This window comes from Brevundimonas sp. SL130 (assembly GCF_026625805.1).
Taxonomy (GTDB): Bacteria; Pseudomonadota; Alphaproteobacteria; order Caulobacterales; family Caulobacteraceae; genus Brevundimonas.
Genome location: NZ_CP113064.1, coordinates 2,445,973 through 2,468,461 on the forward strand (window position 1 = coordinate 2,445,973; position 22,489 = coordinate 2,468,461).

The 22,489-nt window shown below is 66.6% G+C and carries 20 protein-coding genes; 6 read left to right on the forward strand and 14 right to left on the reverse strand.

Annotated features, from left to right (window positions below; all coding sequences use genetic code 11):
• Positions 1-33 precede the first annotated feature (33 nt).
• Together feoB and OU998_RS11995 are read right to left on the reverse strand one after the other, a co-directional pair.
• Positions 34-1,902 (reverse strand): ferrous iron transporter B, encoded by a 1,869-nt coding sequence (gene feoB / locus OU998_RS11990; RefSeq protein ID WP_267513779.1) that lies wholly within the window; start codon positions 1,900-1,902, stop codon positions 34-36.
• On the reverse strand, positions 1,902-2,168 hold the full coding sequence (locus OU998_RS11995; protein ID WP_267513780.1) for a FeoA family protein: 267 nt from the start codon (positions 2,166-2,168) through the stop codon (positions 1,902-1,904). The genes feoB and OU998_RS11995 overlap by 1 nt, the downstream gene beginning before the upstream one ends.
• Before the next feature lie 154 nt (positions 2,169-2,322).
• Here OU998_RS11995 and OU998_RS12000 point away from each other — a divergent pair, with 154 nt between their 5' ends.
• Entirely contained in the window at positions 2,323-2,835 is a 513-nt protein-coding gene (locus OU998_RS12000) for a c-type cytochrome (RefSeq protein ID WP_267513781.1), read from the forward strand.
• Positions 2,836-2,839: 4 nt separating this feature from the next.
• Here OU998_RS12000 and OU998_RS12005 read toward each other — a convergent pair whose 3' ends face one another.
• The 4 genes from OU998_RS12005 to OU998_RS12020 all read right to left on the reverse strand — a co-directional run bounded on the left by OU998_RS12005 (position 2,840) and on the right by OU998_RS12020 (position 8,833).
• The gene (locus tag OU998_RS12005) at positions 2,840-6,046 is read right to left on the reverse strand and encodes an efflux RND transporter permease subunit (RefSeq protein ID WP_267516788.1); all 3,207 of its coding nucleotides are present in this window, start codon (positions 6,044-6,046) and stop codon (positions 2,840-2,842) included.
• Entirely contained in the window at positions 6,046-7,170 is a 1,125-nt protein-coding gene (locus tag OU998_RS12010) for an efflux RND transporter periplasmic adaptor subunit (protein WP_267513782.1), read from the reverse strand. The genes OU998_RS12005 and OU998_RS12010 overlap by 1 nt, the downstream gene beginning before the upstream one ends.
• A gap of 110 nt (positions 7,171-7,280) precedes the next feature.
• The gene (locus OU998_RS12015; RefSeq protein ID WP_267513783.1) at positions 7,281-7,949 is read right to left on the reverse strand and encodes a hypothetical protein; all 669 of its coding nucleotides are present in this window, start codon (positions 7,947-7,949) and stop codon (positions 7,281-7,283) included.
• Positions 7,950-8,068: 119 nt separating this feature from the next.
• Complete coding sequence (locus OU998_RS12020; protein WP_267513784.1) at positions 8,069-8,833, reverse strand: class II aldolase/adducin family protein; 765 nt, start codon at positions 8,831-8,833, stop codon at positions 8,069-8,071.
• Positions 8,834-9,021: 188 nt separating this feature from the next.
• On the opposite strand from OU998_RS12020, the gene OU998_RS12025 reads away from it, so the two are divergent.
• From OU998_RS12025 to OU998_RS12035, 3 genes are all read left to right on the forward strand, one after another.
• Entirely contained in the window at positions 9,022-10,152 is a 1,131-nt protein-coding gene (locus OU998_RS12025; protein ID WP_267513785.1) for a DUF2336 domain-containing protein, read from the forward strand.
• A 31-nt stretch (positions 10,153-10,183) separates the two neighbouring features.
• Positions 10,184-10,963, forward strand: coding sequence for an NAD kinase (locus tag OU998_RS12030; protein ID WP_267513786.1), 780 nt, complete (start codon positions 10,184-10,186; stop codon positions 10,961-10,963).
• A 63-nt stretch (positions 10,964-11,026) separates the two neighbouring features.
• Positions 11,027-11,503: an Hpt domain-containing protein gene (locus tag OU998_RS12035; protein ID WP_267513787.1), complete on the forward strand. Its 477-nt coding sequence runs from the start codon at positions 11,027-11,029 to the stop codon at positions 11,501-11,503.
• Between the two features lie 72 nt (positions 11,504-11,575).
• Here the strand turns inward: OU998_RS12035 and OU998_RS12040 are convergent, their stop codons facing one another.
• Both OU998_RS12040 and OU998_RS12045 read right to left on the reverse strand, forming a co-directional pair.
• Complete coding sequence (locus OU998_RS12040; protein WP_267513788.1) at positions 11,576-12,718, reverse strand: DUF2336 domain-containing protein; 1,143 nt, start codon at positions 12,716-12,718, stop codon at positions 11,576-11,578.
• A gap of 84 nt (positions 12,719-12,802) precedes the next feature.
• Complete coding sequence (locus OU998_RS12045) at positions 12,803-13,600, reverse strand: transglycosylase SLT domain-containing protein (RefSeq protein WP_267513789.1); 798 nt, start codon at positions 13,598-13,600, stop codon at positions 12,803-12,805.
• 177 nt (positions 13,601-13,777) lie between these two features.
• Here OU998_RS12045 and OU998_RS12050 point away from each other — a divergent pair, with 177 nt between their 5' ends.
• Positions 13,778-14,518, forward strand: a complete 741-nt coding sequence (locus OU998_RS12050; protein WP_267513790.1) for a TonB family protein — start codon at positions 13,778-13,780, stop codon at positions 14,516-14,518.
• Here OU998_RS12050 and OU998_RS12055 read toward each other — a convergent pair.
• From OU998_RS12055 to OU998_RS12080, 6 genes are all read right to left on the reverse strand, one after another.
• Complete coding sequence (locus OU998_RS12055) at positions 14,515-15,528, reverse strand: NAD(P)/FAD-dependent oxidoreductase (protein WP_267513791.1); 1,014 nt, start codon at positions 15,526-15,528, stop codon at positions 14,515-14,517. The genes OU998_RS12050 and OU998_RS12055 overlap by 4 nt on opposite strands.
• 170 nt (positions 15,529-15,698) lie before the next feature.
• Positions 15,699-16,889, reverse strand: coding sequence for an elongation factor Tu (tuf, locus tag OU998_RS12060; RefSeq protein WP_267513792.1), 1,191 nt, complete (start codon positions 16,887-16,889; stop codon positions 15,699-15,701).
• Positions 16,890-16,998: 109 nt separating this feature from the next.
• Complete coding sequence (gene fusA / locus OU998_RS12065) at positions 16,999-19,077, reverse strand: elongation factor G (RefSeq protein WP_267513793.1); 2,079 nt, start codon at positions 19,075-19,077, stop codon at positions 16,999-17,001.
• A 165-nt stretch (positions 19,078-19,242) separates the two neighbouring features.
• Positions 19,243-19,716 carry a 30S ribosomal protein S7 gene (rpsG, locus tag OU998_RS12070; protein WP_267513794.1) on the reverse strand — a complete coding sequence of 158 codons (474 nt, stop codon included), beginning with the start codon at positions 19,714-19,716 and terminating at the stop codon, positions 19,243-19,245.
• Positions 19,717-19,797: 81 nt separating this feature from the next.
• Complete coding sequence (rpsL, locus tag OU998_RS12075; RefSeq protein ID WP_008260482.1) at positions 19,798-20,172, reverse strand: 30S ribosomal protein S12; 375 nt, start codon at positions 20,170-20,172, stop codon at positions 19,798-19,800.
• A gap of 300 nt (positions 20,173-20,472) precedes the next feature.
• Positions 20,473-20,802, reverse strand: a complete 330-nt coding sequence (locus OU998_RS12080; protein WP_267513795.1) for a hypothetical protein — start codon at positions 20,800-20,802, stop codon at positions 20,473-20,475.
• Positions 20,803-21,672: 870 nt separating this feature from the next.
• On the opposite strand from OU998_RS12080, the gene OU998_RS12085 reads away from it, so the two are divergent.
• Complete coding sequence (locus OU998_RS12085; protein WP_267513796.1) at positions 21,673-22,467, forward strand: hypothetical protein; 795 nt, start codon at positions 21,673-21,675, stop codon at positions 22,465-22,467.
• Positions 22,468-22,489: the final 22 nt, after the last annotated feature.

The window sequence follows — 22,489 nt, forward strand, 5'->3', positions numbered from 1 at the left end:
CTCGGGGTCCGAACGGTGAAGAACCGCCCCCGCTTAGCCGCCCCCGAGCGCCACCGCCACATGATAGGTCGCGAACGAGGCCAGATAGGCCAGACCGAACATGTAGACGATCATGATCGAGGTCCATTTCCACGAGTTGGTCTCGCGCTTCACCACGCCCAGGGTCGCCACGCACTGGGGCGCGAAGATGTACCAGGCCAGGAAGGACAGGGCCGTCGCCAGCGACCATTGCGCCGACAGGGTCGAGGCCAGCAGACCCGTCGCATTCTCGGCGTCGGCGATGGCGTAGGTGGTGCCCAGGGCCGCCACGGCGACCTCGCGCGCGGCCATGCCGGGGATCAGGGCGATGACCATCTGCCAGTTGAAGCCGATAGGCGCGAAGATCGGCTCCAGCGCCCGGCCGATCATCCCGGCGAACGAATAGTCGATGTCGGGCATCGTCGCGTTCTCGGGCGGATAGGGGAAGGTCGCCAGCACCCAGAGCAGGATCACCAGCGGCAGGATGATCCGCCCCGCGCGGTTCAGGAAGATCTTGGCCCGGAGCCACAGGTTGAACAGGACGCTGCGCATATCCGGCGTCTTGTAGGCCGGCAGCTCCATCATGAAGGGCTCGACCGCGCCGCGCCAGAACACCTTGCGGATCAGCAGGGACACGACCAGGGCGCTGACGATGCCGGCGGCGTAGAGACCGAACATCACCAGGCCTTGCAGATTGGCGAAGCCCCACACTGTCTCGTTCGGAATGAAGGCGGCGATGATCAGCGTATAGACCGGAATCCGCGCCGAGCAGGTCATCAGCGGCGCAACCAGTATGGTGGTCATGCGGTCCCGCTTGGAATCGATCACCCGCGCCGCCATCACGCCGGGAATGGCGCAAGCGAAACTGGACAGCAGCGGAATGAAGGCGCGACCGTGCAGCCCCGCTCCGCCCATGATCTTGTCCATCAGGAAGGCCGCCCGGGCCATGTAGCCGAAGTCTTCCAGGGCGATGATGAACAGGAACAGGATCAGGATCTGCGGCAGGAAGACCAGCACGCTGCCGACGCCGGAGATGATGCCGTCGACGATCAGGCTCTGCAGCAGCCCCTCAGGCAGCACCGCCGCCACCAGGCCGCCCAGCCAGCCGATGCCGCCTTCGATGCCGTCCATCAGGGGCGCGGCCCAGCTGAACACGGCCTGGAACATGACGAACAGGATCGCCATAAGGATGATCATCCCGCCGACCGGGTGCAGCAGAACGGAATCGATCCGCCCGGTCAGGGTGTCCGGCCGCTCGGGCGCGCGCACGCAGATCTTCATGATTCGTTCGGCCTCGCGGGCGGCGGTGCGCAATTCGGCGGCGTCGGGGCTGTGCCAGATGTTCTCGCCCAGAGCGGCCGCCTCGACCTGCGCCTCGACGGCGGAGACCAGATCGTCGATCCCGCGCTTACGCGTCGCGACCGTGGTGATGATCGGCACGCCCAGTTCGGCGCGCAGTTGCTCCAGATCGATCCGAAGGCCCTGGCGCTGGGCGATGTCATACATGTTCAGCGCCAGCACCATCGGCCGGCCGACGGCCTTCAGCTCCAGGATCAGGCGCAGCACCAGACGCAGGTTGGTGGCGTCGGCGACGCAGACCACCACATCCGGGGGCGTCTCACCGGCCAGACGGCCCAGGACGGCGTCGCGCGTCACTTCCTCGTCCGGGCTGCGGGCCCGCAGCGAATAGGTGCCCGGCAGGTCCAGCACCGACATGGTCCGGCCGGACGCGGCGCGGATCAGCCCCTCCTTCCGCTCGACCGTGACCCCGGCGTAGTTGGCGACCTTCTGGTGGGCGCCGGTCAGGGCGTTGAACAAGGCGGTCTTGCCGCTGTTTGGATTGCCGACCAGGGCGACGCGGGCGGTCTTCAGGGCCATGTCCATCAGGCGGCGTCCAGCTTAATGGTCAGGCTGGCGGCCTCGTGCCGGCGCAGGGCCACGCGCATGTCGTCCACCTTCATGGCGATGGGATCGCGACCGAACAGCCCCTCGTGAAGCAATTCGATCCGGGCGCCCTCGACGAAGCCCAACTCGAGTAGACGGCGTTCCAGCTCGACCGCCTCGACTTGGTGGTGGCAATGGGCGCCCACTTGAATAATGACGCCGCGATCGCCCCGTCGGGCCTGGCTCAGCTTTATGGTATCGGTCAAATCTCGGCTCGCACCAGCGGGCGCCGCCCCCCGGCGGCCCCGCGTTTCCTTGACACTGATTATCAGGTGCGTGGGGGCCGCGTCCAGCAGGACAGGTTGACCAATTGCCGCGTCCCTCGTTTCCGGTATCACCGGCAAAAAACAGGATATCCCGATGAGCCGTCCCGTCCTCGCCGCTTCCCTGATTCTGACCCTCGCCGCCTGTGGCCAGGGCGAACCTTCGAACGGCCCGACGGGTCAGGCCGGCACGCCTGCGCATGTGGCGACGGAGGCTGAAAAGGCGATGCTGCTCGCCGCCCTGCCCGCCCCCTACAATACTGGGGACCTCGCCAACGGGCGTCGCGTCTTCGCCCGCTGCCGCGCCTGCCACACCATCGGCGAGGGCGCGCCCGATATGGCGGGTCCGAACCTTTACGGCGTGTTCGGGCGAAAGGCCGGGGATCGCCCGCGCTACAACTATTCGAACACGCTTCGGACGGCCCAGTTCGTCTGGGACGCCGACACGCTGGATCACTGGCTGGAAAACCCCAAAGCCTTCCTGCCCGGCAACAAGATGACCTTCGCCGGCCTGTCAGACGCGGCCGACCGGCGCGATGTCATCGCCTATCTGAAGGTGGAGACGGGCTTCCAGCCGCAGCCGCAGCCGGCGGCGACGCCCGTCTCCTGATCCGTCAGTGCGCGTCGATGGGCTTGGGCCCGCCGTCGCGCTGCTCCTGGGCTTCCCACTCTTCGATCTTGCGGGCGGTCCATTCCGGCGACTTGGTGAAGCGCGCCAGCACGGCATAGATCACCGGCACCACGAACAGGGTCAGCACGGTCGCGAAAATGGCGCCGGTGAAGATGACCACGCCGATGGTCTGGCGACTGCCCGCCCCCGCTCCCTGCCACAGCACCAGCGGCAGGGCGCCGAAGGCCGTGGCGATGGAGGTCATGATGATCGGCCGCAGCCGCAGCGACGACGACTCGATGATCGCCTCGCGGATCGTTCGACCCTGGTCGCGCAGCTGGTTGGCGAACTCGACGATCAGGATGCCGTTCTTCGCCGCCACCCCGATCAGGATGATCAGACCGATCTGGCTGTAGAGGTTCAGGCTGGACCCCGCCATCAGCAGGCCAAACAGCCCGCCGGCAGCCGCCAGCGGCACCGTCAGCATGATGACCGCCGGCGTGATCCAGCTTTCGAACTGGGCCGCCAGCACCAGGAAGACCAGCAGCAGGGCCAGACCAAAGGCCGCCACCACGGCGCCGCCCGCCTCCTGCTGGTCGCGCGCCGCGCCACCCCACTGGGTGACGACGCCGCCCTGCGGCTGTTTCGCCGCCTCGGCGCTGAGGAATTGCACCGCGTCGTCGATGGTCATGCCGGGGTTCAGATCGGCCTGAAGCGAGATCGACCGCTGACGGTCCAGACGACGCCGGTCCGGCGTGTCGCCAGACGTCTTCGTCGTCACCACCGCCGACAGGGGCACCAGTTGCCCGGCGCCGGTCGCGACATAGAGGGCCTCCAGATCCGCGACTTCGCGACGGTTGTCGCGATCCGTTTGCAGGATGACGTCATACTCCTGCCCGCCCTTAATATAGGTGGTGGCGGTGCGCGATCCGAACATGGTCTCCAGAGTCCGCCCGATAGCTTGAGACGACACGCCTAGCGCCGCCGCCTTCTGCGGATCCACATCGACCAGCAGGCGGGGCGAGTTCGGCTCATAGTTCAAGCGCGGACGAGAGAAGCCCGGATTGGCCTGGGCCGCCGCCAGCAGGGGCTGAAGCCAGTTGTAGATCTGCTGGTAATCCGTGCCCGTGGCGATCAGCTCGACGGAGTTGGAGTTGCTGCCGCCGCGCTGGAAGGCGCCAGGGGTCGAGGCGTTGACCTGGGCGTCGGTCTGACCGCGCAGCTTGCCGTTCAACTCCTGGGCGATCTCAGCGGCCGTGCGGTCCCGCATCGACCAGTCCGCAAGATTCAACACGCCGTTGCCGGAGTTGAAGCTGCCGCCGCCGAAACCGGGCGCGGACACCAGATAGGAGGCCGCCTCGCCGCTGGTCTTGTACTCGGCCAGCAAGGGCTCCAGCCCCATCATGATCTTGCGGGTATAGTCGAAACCCGCCCCCTCGGGCCCGGCGACGCGAACCTGAACTCGGCCCCGGTCCTCGTCCGGCACCAGCTCGTTCGGCAGGATCAGGAAGATTCCGCCAGCGCCCGCCGCGACCAAGGCGATCAGGGCGCCGACGCCGATCACGGCGATACGCCGCCCCAACAGCATGTCCAGCGACCGGGCGTACGAGGTTTTCAGCCCGTCCATGGCCCAGTCGACCCGGCGCGCCAGCCAGCCACCGCTCTGCGCCGGCTTCAGAATTTTGGACGCCAGCATCGGCGACAGGCTCAAGGCCAGGAAGGCCGAGAAGGCCACCGCTGCGGCAATCGCGGCCGCCAGCTCGACGAACAGCCGCCCGACATACCCCGGCAGGAACAGCAGCGGCGCGAACACCGACAGCAGGACGATGGTCGTCGCCACCACGGCGAAGAAGACCTGGCGTGCGCCTCGCTCGGCCGCCACCAGCGGCGGCTCTCCATGATCCAGCCGGCGCTGGATGTTCTCGACCACGACGATGGCGTCATCGACGACCAGACCGATGGCCAGAACAAGAGCCAGCAGGGTCAGCAGGTTCAGCGAGAAACCCAGGGGCGCCAGTACGATGAAGGTCGCCAACAAACAGATCGGCGCCACAATGGACGGGATCAGGGCCGCCCGCAGACTACCCAGGAAGATGAAGTTGACCAGGGCCACCAGGGCCATCGAGATGCCGATGGTGATCCAGACCTCGTCAATGGCGTGCGAGGTGAAGACGGAGTTGTCCGATCCGATCTCCAGCGTCACGCCGGGCGGCAGGCTGGGGCGGATCTCGTCGATCATCTTATGAACGCCGTCCGAAATGGCCAGGTCGTTCGACTGGGCCTGACGGGTCACGGCCAGACCGATCTGGTCCAGGCTGTTGCCGCGGAACAGACGACGCGGCTCCTCCGGCGCTTCCTCGACCCGCGCGATGTCGCCCAGCCGGGTCACATAGGTCGGCTGGCCCTGAATGATGGCGGAAGAGCCGCTGCCCGTGCCGGTCGCCACGGCGGCGGACGCCGAGGCCGAGCCTCGCGTGCCGATGGGCAACTGCCGGAAGTCGTCGGGTCGTGCATAGGTGCGGGCGACGCGGACCGTATAGTCCTTGTCGGTCGATTCCAGCGAACCGGCCGGCAGTTCGACATTCTGATTCGTCAGGGCCGTCTCGACGTCGGTGACGGTCAGGCCGCGCGCCGCCAAGGCGGCGGGGTCCAGCCATATCCGCATCGAATAGCGCTGCTCGCCATAGATGTTGACCTGGGCCACGCCCGGCACGGTCGCCATCCGGTCCACCAGATAGCGGTCGGCATAGTCGGTCAGCTGCAACCGGTTCATCGTCGTCGAGCGCAGGAAGACGATGATGATCGGCTGGCTGTCGGAATCGGCCTTGGCCACCTCCGGCGGATCGGCCTGGTCCGGCAGGCGTCCGACCACCCGACTGACGCGGTCGCGCACATCATTGGCCGCGTCGTCGATATTGCGGTCCAGCGAGAACTCGATGTTGACGTTCGACCGGCCGTCGCGGCTGGTCGAATTGATGCGTTCGACGCCCTGGATGCCGGCGATCTGCTGCTCGATCGGCTCGGTGATCCGGCTCTCGATCACCTCGGCCGAAGCGCCGGCGTAGGTCGTATTGACCGAGACGATGGGCGGATCCACGTCCGGCAACTCGCGCACGGGCAGGAAAAAGAAGGCGGCGGCCCCGATCACGCACAGGACGATGGCGGCGACGGCCGCAAAGACCGGGCGCCGGACCGAAACGTCGGACAGCATCATCGTGCGGAGCCCTGAGCGCCCTGAGACTGAGCGCCTTGCCCGCGTCCGGCGCCGGCGACGCTGACTGGTGCGCCTGGCTGGATACGGTTCAGCCCCGAACCGACGATACGGTCGCCGACCTCCAGACCGGACAGGATTTCGACGAAGCCGTTCTCGACCACGCCGGTCTCGATCTCCACCCGTTGCGCCGTCGAACCCTGAGCGCCCGCGGCGATGCGATACACGAAGGCGCCTTCGCCTTCATACTGAACGGCGGCTTCCGGCGCGGCGGGCGCTTGGCGCTGGCCCTGCTGCACCGCGACGCGCAGCAGCATGCCGGGGCGGATACGGCCGCCGGGATTGGGGAATTCGGCGCGGGCGGTGGCGGCGCGGGTGGTTTCATTGACGCGCGTATCGATCAGGGCGATCCGTCCCTGGAACGGCGTGTCGCCATAGGCGTCGGCTGTCGCAGTGATCGAAACGCCGGGGCGCAGGACGTTGAGGTAACGCTCGGGCAGCGGGAAATCGACGCGAATGGTCGAGGTATCGTCCAGGGTCGCGATGACCGCCCCCGGATTGATCAGGGTACCGGGCGTCACGGTCGTCAGGCCCAGGGTTCCGGCGAAGGGCGCCCGAATGATCCGATCGCCGCGACGCGCCTGGGCTGCGTCCAGCGATGCGCGGGCGGTGTCCAGGGCCGTCTCAGCCTGTTCCAGCAGCACCTGCGGCGCAATCCCGCGATCCGCCAGGGCCTTGTATCGTTCATATTCCCGCTGCGCCTGGGCGACATTGGCGCGCGCCTCGATGATGTCGGCGTCTTCCTCGCGCGCTTGAAGCTCCACCAGCGGCGCGCCTGCCGACACGGTCTGCCCGTCGGTGAACAGAACCCGTGTAATCAGTTCAGTCGTCGAGGACGTGATATTGACCGACCGCTGGCCGCGCGCGACGCCAAGAACGCGAATCTGATCCGAGAATTGGCGTTGAGACACCGTCGCCTCGGACACCTGCTGCCCGCCCCGGCGTCCACCACCTGGCGCACCGGCGGCCTCGTCGTCGGCGAACGCGACCTTCAGCACGGCGGCGAGAACCATCGCAGCCAACAGCACGGCGGCGGCGATCAGGAAGAAGTGGCGTCTTATCACGCGACAGACTTTCATTTCAGAGGACGCGCACGCTTAGCGGCTTCTCCACTGTGCGCAAGATTACCTATCGGTAACGTCGTGTACGACGGATTCCATCGCACGGATGACGATCAAAATCTGCGCCAGATCGCCACAACCGGTCCCTGCGCGATAGCCGTCTCTCGCCCCGCCACCGTCTGTCGCCAGCCCGCCTGCACGCTCCAGCCGCCGAGGTCGCGCGTCACCGAGGTTTCCACCGACAACCACCGCGCCCCGCCGTCGGCCGCGCCGCCGAACGCCTGCCCCATCACCAGCCAATCGCGCCCGATTCTGCCGCCGACCGTAGCGTCCACGCGGGTCTCGTGGGGCAGTCCGTCGCGCACACGACGCGCCGCCTGCACCTCGACAAATGATCGATCCATGCCCCAACGCCCGCCAAAGAGCGCCCCGGCGGCGCCCAGTGATCGACCAACGGACACGCGCGCCTCCCAGTCGTGCTCGCCGACGCCGGGGGCGGCGTAGCCGGCGTTGCGGCCCTGCCCCGCCTGAGCATAGCCGCCATACAGGCTGACGGCGTTTTGATCATCTCGCCAGACCTGCCATGTGGCTCCAACCTCGATCGGTCCCCGCCCTTCGTAGTCGACGAAGGCGTCTTCCCCCTGTTGCCAATCGGCCTTCAGTTGAAGCGTCAGCCGGTCGGTCAGTCCGTATTCGGCGAAGAGTCCCGCCGTACGGTCGGTTCGATCCACGTCCAGCGATTGCCTGTCGCCTGCGGGATCGAACCCCTCTTCCGCTCGCATGTCATCGTATTTGACGATCGCCTGTCCCTGGCCTTTGGGCTGAGTCCAGGCTCCGGCTGAGGCTGTGCCGGCCAGGCCTGCGAGGGCGACGGCCGCTGCGGCGACCGCCCCGGCCTGACCTAGGCGTCGTAGCCCGGCGACTTCCGATCCAGCTGACGCAAGGCCCCCGGCCAGGCGAGCGCGGAGATGAAGCCGATCCCTCGCCCCTGCTCCTTCGTCTCGGCCTGGGCGTGATCCGGCGCGATCAGCACATGTTCGCGCCCGCCGGCCAGGGCGGCCACCTGCTGCGCGCAGGCTCTCTCCAGGAAGAATATCCCGATCCATGCCTGCGCCGCCGTCTCCCCGACCGCGAGCGTGCCGTGATTTCTCAACAGCATCAGCGGCTTGTTCCCCAGATCGGCCACCAGACGTTCGCGCTCGTCATGGTTCAGGGCCAACCCCTCATACCCATGATACGCAACTTGGTGCTGTAGTAAACACGCGTTCTGGCTGATCGGCAGCAAGCCGTGCTGCTGAGCCGCCACCCCGACGCCGCTGACGGTGTGCAGATGGATGACAAATTTCGCATCCTCGCGCGCCGCATGGACCGCCGAATGGATGGTGAAGCCCGCCGGATTGATGAAGTTGGTCGTCTCCTGAACGATGTTCCCGTCCAGATCGACCTTCACCAGCGACGAGGCGGTGATCTCCTCGAAATAATAGCCGTAGGGGTTGATCAGGAAATGATGTTCCGGCCCCGGCACGCGGGCGGATATGTGGGTGAAGATCATGTCGTCCCAACCGTTCAACGCCACGAGGCGGTAAAGGGCGGCCAGTTCGACACGGACCTGCCACTCGGCTTCGGACACACGGGTTTTCAACGCAGGGCTGGCGCCATCGGCCATGGGAGATCCTCCTGGATTCAACTTGCCTCTAACGGGCTTTAGTTGACCGTCCTACCGCATCCGCCGTCCGTCAAGCGCAGAGCCAGACGCAGCGGCGTTAACCCTCACGTTTCAGCTTCCGTTAACCGCGCCTTCACGACACCGAATCTAAAGTATCACGGGTAAGCTTACTGCGTCCGGGAGTCGCCGTGTCCGCTGCCATACGAATGCCGACGTCTGAGGCGCTCGCGCCCGGCCTGTCCGCAACGGAACTTCTTGAGCTGGCGCGCAGCAAGGCCCCCGACGATCGCCTGCGTCTTCTATGCGGCGTCATCAGTCTGTGCGAATCCGCCGCGCCCTCCACGCCCATGCCGTCCGTGCTCGGCGAGATTTTCCTGGCCCTGGCCGGCCAGGCCGAGCGCGACATCCGCCAGCAGCTTTCCGAACGCCTCGCCTCCGCCGACTGGGCGCCCGCCGCCCTGATCGAAATGCTGGCGATGGACGAGATCGACATCGCCGCCCCCGTCATCACCGCCAGCCCGCTGCTTAAGGACGCCGCCCTGATCCGGGTGCTCGTCGAGACCACGCTGGAACATCAGATCGCCGTCGCGCGCCGCCCGCACCTCTCCAGCGGCGTGGTGGACGCCATTCTGGACCATGCCGACCCGATCACCATGACCGCCCTGGCCTCGAACCGCAGCGCCGATATCGGTGAAGCGGCGATGCACCGTCTGGTCGAACATTCGCGCCGTGTCGCCGGCCTGCGCGCCCCCCTCACCCGCCATCCGCGGCTGAACGAATCCCTGGCCCATGAGCTCTTCCAATGGGTCGGACAGGCGCTGCGCCAGTCGATCGGCGATCGGTTCGAGATCGACGACCGTCTGCTGAACGCAGCCGTGCGCACCGCCTCCGCCAACGCCGCCCACTATTCCACCTGGCGCCCCATTCCCAACGCCCGTCAGACCGAGGATCGCGAACGCCAGGAGATGGAGCGTCGTCTGATCGAGAAGTTGCAGGCGGCCGGTCAGCTGCGCCCCGGCATATTGATCCGCGCTCTGCGTGAACAACGCCTCGGCCTGTTCGAACAGGCCCTGGGGCAGTTGGGGCAGTTCACCCCAGGCCAGATCCGCAGCGCCGTCTACGCCCCGACCGCCGAGCCCCTTTACCTCGCTTGTCTCGCCGTCGGATTGGACAAGGCGGTCTTCACGTCCCTTCTGACCGAGGTCCGCAAACTGGCCGACGGCCTGCCCGGCGAGGGCGGCTGGACAACCACGCCGATGAACAGCCATTCGGCCGCCCGCGCCTTTCGTCAGATGATGGAAAAGACCGCGACCGTTTGACTTCGCGGTCAAGCTGAGGCTCACGTTCGGCGTGACCCAAACCCCTCCCGTCCCCGCCCTGGCTTTCGTCGCCAGCGACCGCCCCGAAGCCCAGGCGGCGCGTCTGGCCCTGATCGCGCGCTACGGCGCGGTGCCCGAGGAAGAGGCCGACGTCATCATCGCCCTGGGCGGCGATGGACAGATGCTGGAAACCCTGCACGGCAATCTTCGTCGCCGCACCCCGGTCTATGGCATGAACCGGGGATCGGTCGGCTTTCTGATGAACGACTATGACGAAGACGATCTGATCGCCCGCGTCATCGCCGCCGAACGCACCATGATCCATCCGCTTCAGATGGACGCCTGGACCGAAAGCGGCGAGGTCCATACCGGCCTGGCCATCAACGAGGTCTCACTGCTGCGCCAGACCCGCCAGAGCGCCAAGCTGAAGATCACCGTCGATGACCGCGTGCGTCTGGAGGAACTGTCCTGCGACGGCTGTATGGTTGCGACGCCGGCGGGCTCAACCGCCTACAACCTGTCCGCCCACGGCCCGATTATTCCGCTGGACGCCCGCATACTGGCCCTGACCCCGATCAGCGCCTTCCGTCCTCGACGTTGGCGCGGGGCCCTGCTGTCTCATGGCGCCAGGGTGCGGTTCGACGTGCTGGAGGCCGACAAGCGCCCGGTCTCCGCCACCGCCGACAATTTCGAAGTCCGACGCGTGTCGCGGGTCGAGGTCCGCGAACGTCGCGATGTCGCCTTGACCATGCTGTTTGACGCCGGCCGGTCCTTCGACGAACGGGTCATGACCGAGCAGTTCACCAACTGACCCCCTATACGGCTTCTTAAGGCGGCAGGGCTAAGCTCTGCTCAAATTCTATGGAGGTCCGCCATGAGCGATCCGGCGAACGTCAAGCCCGCCACGCCGTCTCTTCGTCCCAGGATCGGGGGCGGTTTCGGCATCAACGCCGACGCCATCGCCCGCGCGGAAGAAGCGCTCAAGGCCATGTCGGCCCAGTTCGGCCAATGGCTGAACGACGAGATCGTCAAGATGGATCAGGCCCAGGCCGACATCCATGAAAAGGGACTGACGGCCGATACCGCCAACGCCCTCTATTTCCGCGCCCACGACCTGAAGGGTCTGGGGACCACCTACGAATATCCGCTGGTCACCCGCATCGCCGGCTCCTTGTGCCGACTGCTGGATGACGCCGCTACTCGTGCGGAAGCGCCGCTCACCATCGTCCACGCCCACATCGACGCGATCCGCTCCGTGGTCCGCGACCAGATCAAGACTGACGAAAACCCCACCGGCCGCGTCCTGGCCGAATCCCTCGAAGCCGAGGTCTCTCAGCACAAATCCCGCTGAGCCTTTCTGGGTCGAATACAGCAAAGGGATCCGTCTACTGACGGATCCCTTTTTGCCGGCCGACGCGCGGGTTCAGGCGGCCGAGGCGGCCATCTGCGTCGGGCGCATGGGGGCCTGATCCAGCCGCTCCATCAGATAGGCGAGATCGTCACGCGGCACGTTCGGCCGCTGGGTCAGGAACCGCTCCAGCATACGCTGACGGAAGACCTCGCTCGACGTATCAACCCCCTCCGCCGACAGGGCTCGCCAGGTATCGACGCCGGCGCGGAAGGCCTGGAACAGGCGCGGCGGCAGGCCCGCCCGGTCATAGACGGCCTTCAGTCCCAGCGGCCCGGCGTCATGGATCATCAGCCAGGCCCGGTGGTGCGGCGTCGCCGCCAGCTCGGCCAGACCATGTTCCAGCATCGTCATCTGCCCGCGCGCCAATCCGCGCAGCAGCAGCGAGGCGTTCAGGACCTTGCGCAGGTTCAACTGGGCCATGAAGGCCGGCAAGTCGGCGCTGGACGCGGCCTGTTCCACCAGATCGATCGTCGCGCGCTCGCGAGAATATTGCGCCAGCCGGATGGCCGTCTCCGGCGCCACGGCGTGCCGCGAAACCAGGTGTTCCCGCACCGTCTCGCTGGCCAGTTCGATCAGGCGTTCGGTAATGTGAAGCGGCAGAACCTGACGATAGGCGACGGCGGCGACCACCTCGCCCGACTCAGGAAAACGATCCACGATCACGCCCAGGGCGCGCTCTGACAGATCGGCGTTGTCATTGGCCGCCAGAACCCTGACAGCCTGCTCGTGCCCCTCGTCAGCCAGGGCCTGCGACACATCGCGGGACACGCGCGGGCGGCCCGCCACGGCGATCTGGCGCACGGCTGAACCGGCGCGGACGATCTCGATCAGGTCGTCGTCGCTCAGCGCCGGCGAGGCGCCGATGATCGGCAGGGCGATACTGTCCAGGTCGGCCGCCAGACGCCGCGCCACATCATGGGGGATCAGGTCCGACGCCTTCAGCGTCACGGCCATGGCCCGGCGCACCAACTCCGCCGCATCAGTGGCCAACAGACGCACGATCTTCTGCGCCGCCTCCCGCTCGCGGTCGTCCAGCTCGGCCCGGTCCATGTTGCGGCACAGCTTGTGGGCGGCCTCGGCGCGCTCGTCCTCGTCCACCGCCTTGACCAGGCGTTGGATGTCCATTTCGGTGAGGCGGGCGCGGAAGGCGGTCATGGACGGCTCGTCAGGGAATCGGGCTTGCCGACATCATGACCCTGCCATGCTTAACGGTCGGTTTACCATCGAGGCATGCCGATCTCACGTCGAATCCTTGCCGTTGGGCGAAAAGGCCCCGCCGAACCCCGTCCCTGACGATCCGTCCTGGCCCAGCAACAGGGCCAGCAGCCCCTGCTCCTGCTTCAGCCGATCCAGCCGCGCGGCCAGGGCCTGATCGCGATCGCTCAGCTCAGGCGCGGGCGAGCGCGTCTCGCCGCTCCCGGCCGCCGGCGCGCCTTGGCCGGCGGAACGTTGCAGATTGGCGTGAACCTCGGCGACTGTGGCCGCGCGGCCGTCCTTGTAGAAGATGCTGCGATTGGCCCGGGCCGCCTCGGGAAACAGCGCGACGGCGCTGGCGCCCGGATTGCGGTCCATCGCCGCCATCAGACTGGCCGCGCCGGCCGGGCCCAGGAAGTGGGCGGCGTACAGATCCCCCGCGCCCGGCTCCTTGCCGGTGCGACCGCGCAGATAGGCGGCGTTCGACGCCGTCAGCTCCGCCGCCATGGTCGAGGCCGCATGGGGGTCGAACCTCAGGTCCAACACCACATTGCGCGCCGATCCCTCGACCCGCCAGCGCCCGTCCGATCCCCGGTGGATCAGGTCGGCGTACTGACCATAGCCGTGCTGGGCGCCGTGCTGTTTGACGGTGCCCAGCCAGGTCTGTTCGATGAATTGAAACAGGCCCGCCGCCGACGAGGTCGGCGCCTTGGCCGACGGATTCATCGCGCTCTCGCGACGCGCCGTCTTGATCAGAAAATCATAGTCTACCCCGACCGCTGTCGAGGCGCGTCTGATGGCCGCTTCTACGCCGCCTGAGGATGGAATCGCTCGGATGCCCATGACAGGCGAAGCCTCGTCGAACGTGGTTAATCAAGTCTTAATCGTTAACTACGGTGTTAACCAGTCCTGGGGATCGACCTTGGTCGAGCCCTGAAACCTCGCCGCAAAGTCGCCACAACCTGCGCGCTCACTTTCGGTTACGGGCGCTGCGGGGGCGGTGAACGAGGGAGTGTCGACATGATGATCCGTGCCGCCGGAGGACCCGGCGCAATCAGCCCCATCGACTTTGGGGGAGGCAGAAAACCTTTACCGCGCTGGATGTGGGCCGCCATCGGCCTGTCCGTCGTCGCCCACGTCGGGGTGGGGGTGGCGCTCTATAACCAGCGGTTCCAGTTGGACCAGCCACTGACCCAAGGCGTCATCGAAGATCCTATTGTCGATATCTTCGTCGAGCGACCGAAGCCCAAGCCCCTTCCCCCGTCTCAGAAGACCGCCGCGCCGCCGACGCCGATCCATGACCCCATCCTCAAGGCGCCGCCGACCGTCGAGACCGTGCCTTTGACGCCGCCGGACAAGACCGCCGAGACGGCGCCGTCCGGCCAGGTGATCGTCAGCACGGCTCCGAAGGGCGTCGAAGGCGGCACGGCGACGACCGAGACGCCGCCGATCCGCGCCGTCTCGGTCATCAACAATCCGACCTGGGCCAGTCGTCCGTCCGAGGCGCAGATGACGCGCGCCTATCCGACGCGCGCGGCCGACAGCGGCCTGTCCGGCGCGGCCAGCCTGTCCTGCACCGTCCGCATCGACGGCGGCCTGACCGCCTGCCGCGTCGCCGACGAAACGCCCAGGGGCCAGGGCTTCGGCCGCGCGGCCATGAGCCTGACGCGCGACTTCCGCATGAACCCCCGCACGGTCGATGGCCGCGCGGTGGACGGGGCCACGGTCAACTTCACCGTCCGCTTCGCCATGGCGGATTAAAAGCGTCGAGGATCGAGGGCGCGGGCTTCCGGCGACGGCGTCCGTCCCTCGATCGCATCGGCGACCACGCTCGCGACCAGCGGCCCCAGCAGCCAGCCGTTGCGACGCGGGGCCAGGGCCAGGAACAGCCCCTCCCCGTCCGGCGCCGCCCCGGCCATGGGCAGGCCGTCGGCCGATGCGCCGCGCACACCGGCGCGCCATTCGATGGTCAAGGGTTCGGGCGCCTGGCCCAGCACCCGCCAGGCGGCTTCCATCAGTCGCTCGCTCACGGCGGCGTCGGGCGCCGTATCGCGCCGGCCCGGCTCCATGGTCGCCCCGATCACCGCCCCGCCCGTCATCGGCGCCACATAGGCCCCCGGCCCGCGCACGGGGTGCGGCGTCAGATCCCGTACAACGACCCCGATCTGTCCCCGGATCGGCTGAACGCCGTCCACCAGGATGCGCGTCGCCGCCGGCGCCCCTGGAACGGCCGCATCCGTTCCCGTCGCCAGAACGACCGCCGACGCCGCCAGCGCCGCCCCGCCGTTCACCTCAACCCGCCATTCGTCCCCGACCTGGCGCAGACCGGTTGCGCGTCTCTCCAGAACCGCGCCGTCCAAAGACGCGCGCAGGGCCGCCATCGCCTGGTCCGGCTCGATTTGACAATCCTCGTCCGTCACCACCCGGTCTCCCTCGCGGCGTGCGGCGAAACCCAGGGCCGTCAGACGCCCTGCGATGGCGTCCACGTCGCCGCCGCGCCACTCGGCCGGACGGCGCGCCAGGGCGACGCCCGATGCGGCTGCAAAGGCCGGCCACAGGTCGCGGCCGGCGCGGAACAGGGCCGCGCGGTCCGGCGACACATCGTCGATCGCCGCCTCCATCGCCGGGGCCACCATGCCCGCGGCTACGCGTGAGGCATTGGCCCCGCCGGGATCGACCACGATCACCGCATGGCCGCGCCGCTTCAGCTCGAACGCCGTACTCAGGCCCAGCACGCCGGCGCCCACGATCACGATGGTAGGGGAAGACATCACCGCCTCCAGATCGACCCGCGCCGCGCCGAATGCAAGCCGCCGCCCCCGGACCTTTCGTCCTACGCCCACAGCAAAACGGCCCCGGAGTTTCCTCCGGGGCCGTTCTGTTAGGCGATTACATCCGTCTGGCCTCAAGTCGCGCGTGAACGCGTCAGGCCAAAGAATGACTACTCGATGATCTTGGCGACGACGCCGGCGCCGACGGTGCGGCCGCCTTCACGGATGGCGAAGCGCAGGCCCTGATCCATGGCGATCGGGGTGATCAGTTCGACGTTCAGCTCGGCGTTGTCGCCGGGCATGATCATTTCGACGCCTTCCTTCAGGTGAACGATGCCGGTCACGTCCGTGGTGCGGAAGTAGAACTGCGGGCGATAGTTCGTGAAGAACGGGGTGTGACGGCCGCCTTCTTCCTTGGTCAGGATATAGGCTTCAGCCAGGAACTTGGTGTGCGGGGTAATCGAACCCGGCTTGCACAGAACCTGACCGCGCTCGACGTCTTCGCGCTTGGTGCCGCGCAGCAGAACGCCGACGTTGTCGCCCGCTTGACCTTGGTCCAGCAGCTTGCGGAACATTTCGACGCCGGTGCAGGTCGTCTTCTGGACCGGGCGGATGCCGACGATTTCGACTTCTTCACCGACCTTGACGATACCCTTTTCGACGCGACCCGTGACCACGGTGCCGCGGCCCGAGATCGAGAAGACGTCTTCAACCGGCATCAGGAAGGGCAGGTCGAGCGGACGAGCCGGCTGCGGGATGTAGTCGTCCACAGTCTGCATGAGCTCGAGAACGCGCTGTTCGCCGATTTCCGGGTTCACGCCGTCGGTCGCGGCCTTGGCCGAACCCTTGGTGATCGGAATATCGTCGCCCGGGAACTGGTAGCTGCTCAGCAGCTCGCGCACTTCCATCTCGACCAGTTCCAGCAGTTCTTCATCATCGACCAGGTCGACCTTGTTCATGAAGACCACCAGGGCCGGCACGCCGACCTGACGGGCCAGCAGGATGTGCTCGCGGGTCTGCGGCATCGGGCCGTCGGCGGCCGAAACCACCAGGATCGCGCCGTCCATCTGAGCGGCGCCGGTGATCATGTTCTTCACATAGTCGGCGTGGCCGGGGCAGTCGACGTGGGCGTAGTGACGGTTGGCCGTCTCATATTCCACGTGCGCGGTGTTGATCGTGATGCCGCGGGCCTTTTCTTCCGGCGCAGCGTCGATGTCGGCGTAGTTCATCGCCTTGCCGCCGCTGGCCTTGGCCAGGGCCATGGTGATCGCCGCCGTCAGCGTCGTCTTGCCGTGGTCAACGTGGCCAATCGTGCCGATGTTGCAGTGCGGCTTGTTACGTTCGAACTTTTCCTTGGCCATTTTCTAGCTCCTAGGTCCCCGAACCGGGGTTCCTATAATCTTGGGGTTAAGGGCGCCCGGCCCTTGTCGGACCGGGCGCTTTTAGGTCCGCTTCTCCGAAAGGAAAAGCTTAGGCGTACTTCTTGATCACTTCGTCGGCGACGTGCTGCGGCACGGGCTCGTAGTGGTCATATTGCATCGTGAACTGGGCGCGGCCCTGCGACATGCCGCGCAGCGTGTTCACATAGCCGAACATGTTGGCCAGCGGCACGAAGGCGTTCACGACGGTGGCGTTGCCGCGCATGTCCTGACCCTGGATCATGCCGCGACGGCCGTTCAGGTCGCCGATGACCGAGCCGAGGTATTCCTCGGGGGTCACGACCTCGACCGCCATGATCGGCTCGAGCAGCTTCGGCGCGCCCTTTTCCTTCAGTTCGCGGAAGGCGGCGCGGGCCGCGATTTCGAACGCCAGCACGCTGGAGTCGACGTCGTGGTACTTGCCGTCCGTCAGGGTCGCCTTGAAGTCGATCAGCGGGAAGCCGGCCAGCAGACCCGAGTCCTTGATGGAGTTCAGACCCTTTTCGACGCCCGGGATGTATTCCTTGGGCACCGCGCCGCCGACGATCGAGTTCTCGAACACGAAGCCCGAGCCCGGCTCGCCGGGTTCGAAGGTGATCATGACGCGGGCGAACTGGCCCGTACCGCCGGTCTGCTTCTTGTGGGTGTAGTCGATGTCGACCGTGCGGCCGAGCGATTCGCGATAGGCGACCTGCGGCGCGCCGATGGTGGCCTCGACCTTGTAGGTGCGCTTCAAGATGTCGATCTTGATGTCCAGGTGAAGCTCGCCCATGCCCTTCAGGATGGTCTGGCCCGACTCGTGGTCGGTCGAGACGGTGAAGGACGGATCTTCCGAAGCCAGCTTGGCCAGGGCGACGCCCAGCTTCTCTTGGTCGGCCTTGGTCTTGGGCTCGACCGAGATTTCGATGACCGGGGCCGGGAATTCCATCTTCTCGAGGATGACGGGCGACTTCAGCGGATCGCACAGGGTGTCCCCGGTGCGGGTTTCCTTCAGGCCGGCCAGGGCGACGATGTCGCCGGCGAAGGCTTCCTTGACGTCTTCACGGTTGTTCGAGTGCATCTGCAGCATCCGGCCGACGCGCTCTTTCTTGTCGCGGCTGGAGTTCAGCAGGCTCATGCCCGTTTCCATCTTGCCCGAATACAGGCGGCAGAAGGTCAGCGAGCCGACGAAGGGGTCGTCCATGATCTTGAAGGCCAGGATGGACAGGGGCTCGTCATCCGAGGCCTTGCGCACGATCGGCTCTTCCGTCTTGAAGTCGATGCCCGGCGTCGGGGGGATGTCCAGCGGCGACGGCAGATAGTCGACCACGGCGTCCAGCAGCGTCTGCACGCCCTTGTTTTTGAAAGCCGAGCCACACAGGATCGGATAGAAGGCGCCGGTCAGCACAGCCTTACGGATGCACTTCTTCAGCACTTCGACCGAGGGCTCAACGCCGTCCAGATAGGCCTGCATCGCGTCGTCGTCGAGTTCGACGGCGTTGTCGATCAGGTACTGGCGGGCTTCGTTGGCCTTGTCGACCAGGTCAGCCGGGATGTCGCCGACGGTGAAGTTGGCGCCCAGGGCGTCGTTGTCCCAAACGACCGCGCGCATCTCAACGATGTCGACCAGGCCGGACAGGGTATTTTCCGAACCGATCGGGAACTGGATCGGCACAGCCTTGGCGCCCAGACGGTCACGGATCGATTGGACCGAGGCGTCGAAGTCGGCGCCGATCTTGTCCATCTTGTTGACGAAGACGATGCGCGGCACCGAATATTTGTCGGCCTGGCGCCAGACGGTTTCGGTCTGGGGCTCGACGCCGGCGTTGCCGTCCAGCACCGCAACGGCGCCGTCGAGCACGCGCAGCGAACGCTCGACTTCAATGGTGAAGTCCACGTGGCCGGGGGTGTCGATGATGTTCAGGCGCTTGCCCTGCCAGAAGGCGGTCGTCGCGGCCGACGTGATCGTGATGCCGCGCTCCTGCTCCTGGTCCATCCAGTCCATGGTCGCGGCGCCGTCGTGGACTTCGCCGATCTTATGGTTTTTGCCGGTGTAATACAGGATCCGCTCGGTCGTGGTCGTCTTGCCCGCGTCGATGTGGGCCATGATGCCGAAGTTGCGGTAGTCCTGGAGCGCGTGCGTACGAGCCATGAAAACGTGCCTTAGAAGTAGGTCTAGGACGCTTTGGGCGCCCTCGGGGTGATCGTCGATGCGGCGGATAAGCGAGCGCGGGCGATTTAGCTCAAACCGCCCGCGCCGGATAGTCTTAGATAGGAACCGTCCCTTAGCTTCGAAAGGGAGACGGTTTTAAGACGCTTACCAGCGATAGTGGCTGAAGGCGCGGTTCGCCTCGGCCATCTTGTGGGTGTCTTCGCGCTTCTTGACCGCGGTGCCGCGGTTGTTCGAGGCGTCCAGCAGCTCGGCGGCCAGCTTTTCGGTCATGGTGTTTTCACCGCGCTTGCGCGCAGCATTCACCAGCCAGCGGATGGCCAGGGCGCGGCGACGGTCCGGACGGACCTCGACCGGCACCTGATAGGTCGCGCCGCCGACGCGACGCGAGCGGACTTCGACCGAAGGCGCGACATTGTCCAGAGCGGTGTGGAAGGTCTCGACCGCAGTCTGCTCCTTCTTCTTGTCCGCCAGGATGTCGAAGGCGCCGTAAACGATGTTCTCGGCGACGGCCTTCTTACCTTCGTACATGACGTAGTTCATGAACTTGGTGACGATCAGATCGCCGAACTTGGGATCCGGCAGAACTTCACGCTTCTGGGCGCGGTGACGACGCGACATAGGTTATTCCTTGCAGTGCCCGGCGCTCGCCGGGAAGATCTCGAAAAGGCCTCCGGGTGCAAAGACCCGGACGCGAATGGCTTACTTCGGACGCTTGGCGCCGTAGTGCGAACGACGCTGCTTGCGGTCCTTGACGCCTTGCGTGTCGAGCACGCCGCGCAGGATGTGGTAGCGAACGCCGGGCAAGTCCTTCACGCGGCCGCCGCGGATCAGAACAACCGAGTGTTCTTGAAGGTTGTGGCCTTCACCGGGGATGTAGCAAACGGCTTCGTAGCCGTTCTTGGCCAGACGGACCTTGGCGACCTTACGCAGAGCCGAGTTCGGCTTCTTCGGGGTCGTGGTGTAAACGCGGGTGCAGACGCCGCGACGCTGGGGCGAACCCTCCAGAGCCGGCACCTTGTTACGGGTGGGCTTGGGCTTGCGCGGCTTGCGGATCAGCTGGTTGATCGTAGGCATTCGAAACTTATCTCGACTTCTGATGGAGGCGTGTGTCTTTCGACCGAAGCGCCTCTCGCCTTCTTGTGAACGGGGGACCATCCCCTCGCCCGGGTGTCATCGAGACTGATCGCGTGACGACAAACAGCCCCGGTTCGCTCCGGCGCACCGGAAAACACAAAGGGCCGGAACGCGCGCTTTGGGCGTTCCGGCGGGCACAGCCCGTCCGTTCAATTGTCACGATCTCAGCGACCGGCGAACCGGCCACGCCTCGAAAGTCCGGCGCGTATATGCGCGATGGGGGAAAAGGTCAAGAACGACCTAATCCTGGAGCCGGAAACGGGTGGTGAAGCGAACCTTCTGTCCCACTCGGCCGGCGTCCACCTCCACCCGCACGCCTCTTGCGGCCATGGCCAGCGCAGCCTCGCCGTAACCTTGATCGGAAGGTTGCTCGGAGATGACGACACAGTCCGTCAGCAATCCCCCCTCGGCCAAGACGCACTCCAGGGTCACGGCTCCATCCTCCGCAGTCGGGGTGAGGCTGCGTCCAACTACATGCGTGCCGTCCGACAGATTCGCGGCCGTTTCGGGCGTCGCGCACGCGGCGGCAAGACCGCTCAAGCCGATGATGAAAGCAAGTCGAGTTCTCATCCGTTCCCCCACAGAACACCTTATGCCGTACCACTTCAAGAGGAGGGGTTCTACGCGCCCTGTGCGCTCTGAAGCCACGCCATCACCGACCGTGCCGTCTCTTGGCCCAAGGCGCCCACACAGCCGTGACGCGAACAAGTCAAACCAGCGCCTGAATCCAGCCACCCTTGCAGTCGAGCGTCGCATCGAACGGTCGGGGGACGGCATGGCGACGACGGGCAAGATCGGCTGGGCGGGTGCGACGGCCGCTGCTCTGGGCGTCAACGCCGTGGTTCTGACCCTGCTGTCTATCGAGGACCGACGTGCGCGGACACCGCGGCTCCCGGCTGTCGGACCGATTCTGTATCTCGACATCGAGCCACGCGCGCCGCTGCCGAACGACCGGCCTCCGCCCACGGCGTTTCGGCGGTCCAGCCGCCCGCCCTCCCCTGCCGAGCAGCGAGCTTCCGTTCCGCCTAAGGGCTCGGATGAGGCGAAGACACCGGGTTTCTCCGCCCCCATCGGCGCTCGCATCGACGACCAGTGGCGCGTCACAACCGGCGCCGGCCGTTCCAGCGACGCTCTTGCGTCCTGTGACACGCCGCATCGCCTGTCCGCCGAAGCTCGCCAACGATGCGACGACCGATGGACGCGTTCAAACCAGGGACCGCGCGCCATCACCGGCTCAGGCGACACTGAACGGGACGCCGTCTTCGCCCGCCAGGGCGCCAGACGCCTCGCCGCATGGGAGGCGCAGCGCGCCGAACCGCCTCGGGGCGACCCGCCTTGTGAAAGGCCCAATCCCATGTCCGGGTGTGAAGGCGTCAATATTCAGGTCGATCTCTTTTCTTCGAGGGACGGCCTGCTGCCCAATCTGCGAAAGCGTCGTGAATGAGCGTATCCGCCCTGCCCCGTCTCAACTCCCGGCGTCCCGACTGGCGCAAGGCGGGTCTGGCGACGGCGGCTGTCGCCATCAACACCGCCCTGATCGCCGCCCTGTCCTTCACGGCGCTCGGGATTGAGGGGCGCGACATCGTGGCCGCCCCGCCGCCGGTCTATCTCGACATCGAACCCCGCCCCCTGTTGTTGAACGAACGCCCCCGCGTCCCGACCGTGGCCACGCCGGACATCGAACCCGCCGCCGCCCCGACGTCCTCGCCCTCCCCGTCCGTCCGAGCGCCAACGCCCGAGACCCAGGCCGTGCCCCGGCCCGCCCCTCTGCGTCCCCGTTTCGCCGCTCCGGCGCCGCCCGGCGCGCCGCCCCCGGCCGACGTGTGGCGGGTCGATCCCGCCAATCGTTCCGGGGCCATGGCGCGATCAATGCGCCAGGGCCTGCCCGGCTGCGCCTCTCCCGACCTGTTGAACGACGCCGAGCGCCGCCATTGCCGCGACGAGTTCGCCCGACGCGGTGAGAACGCCGCCCCGATCACCGGCTCCGGCAATCCTCAGCGCGACGCCGCCTTCGCCCGCGAGGGCGCGCGCCGTCTGGCGGAGTGGGAAGCCAAGCGCCGGCCCCTGTCCGGCGGCGTGGGCGTGGTCGGCCCTGCCGACTGCGTCGGCTCAAACTTCGGCACCGGCTGCGCGGGCGCTCAGCTGCCCGACGTGCAGGGCGTCGATATGCGTCAGGGCGCCGAGACCACCATCAACCGGGGCGAACGAACGCGCCAGTCCAGTCCCTCAAACTAACCGGCCCATAGAAACCGGCCCA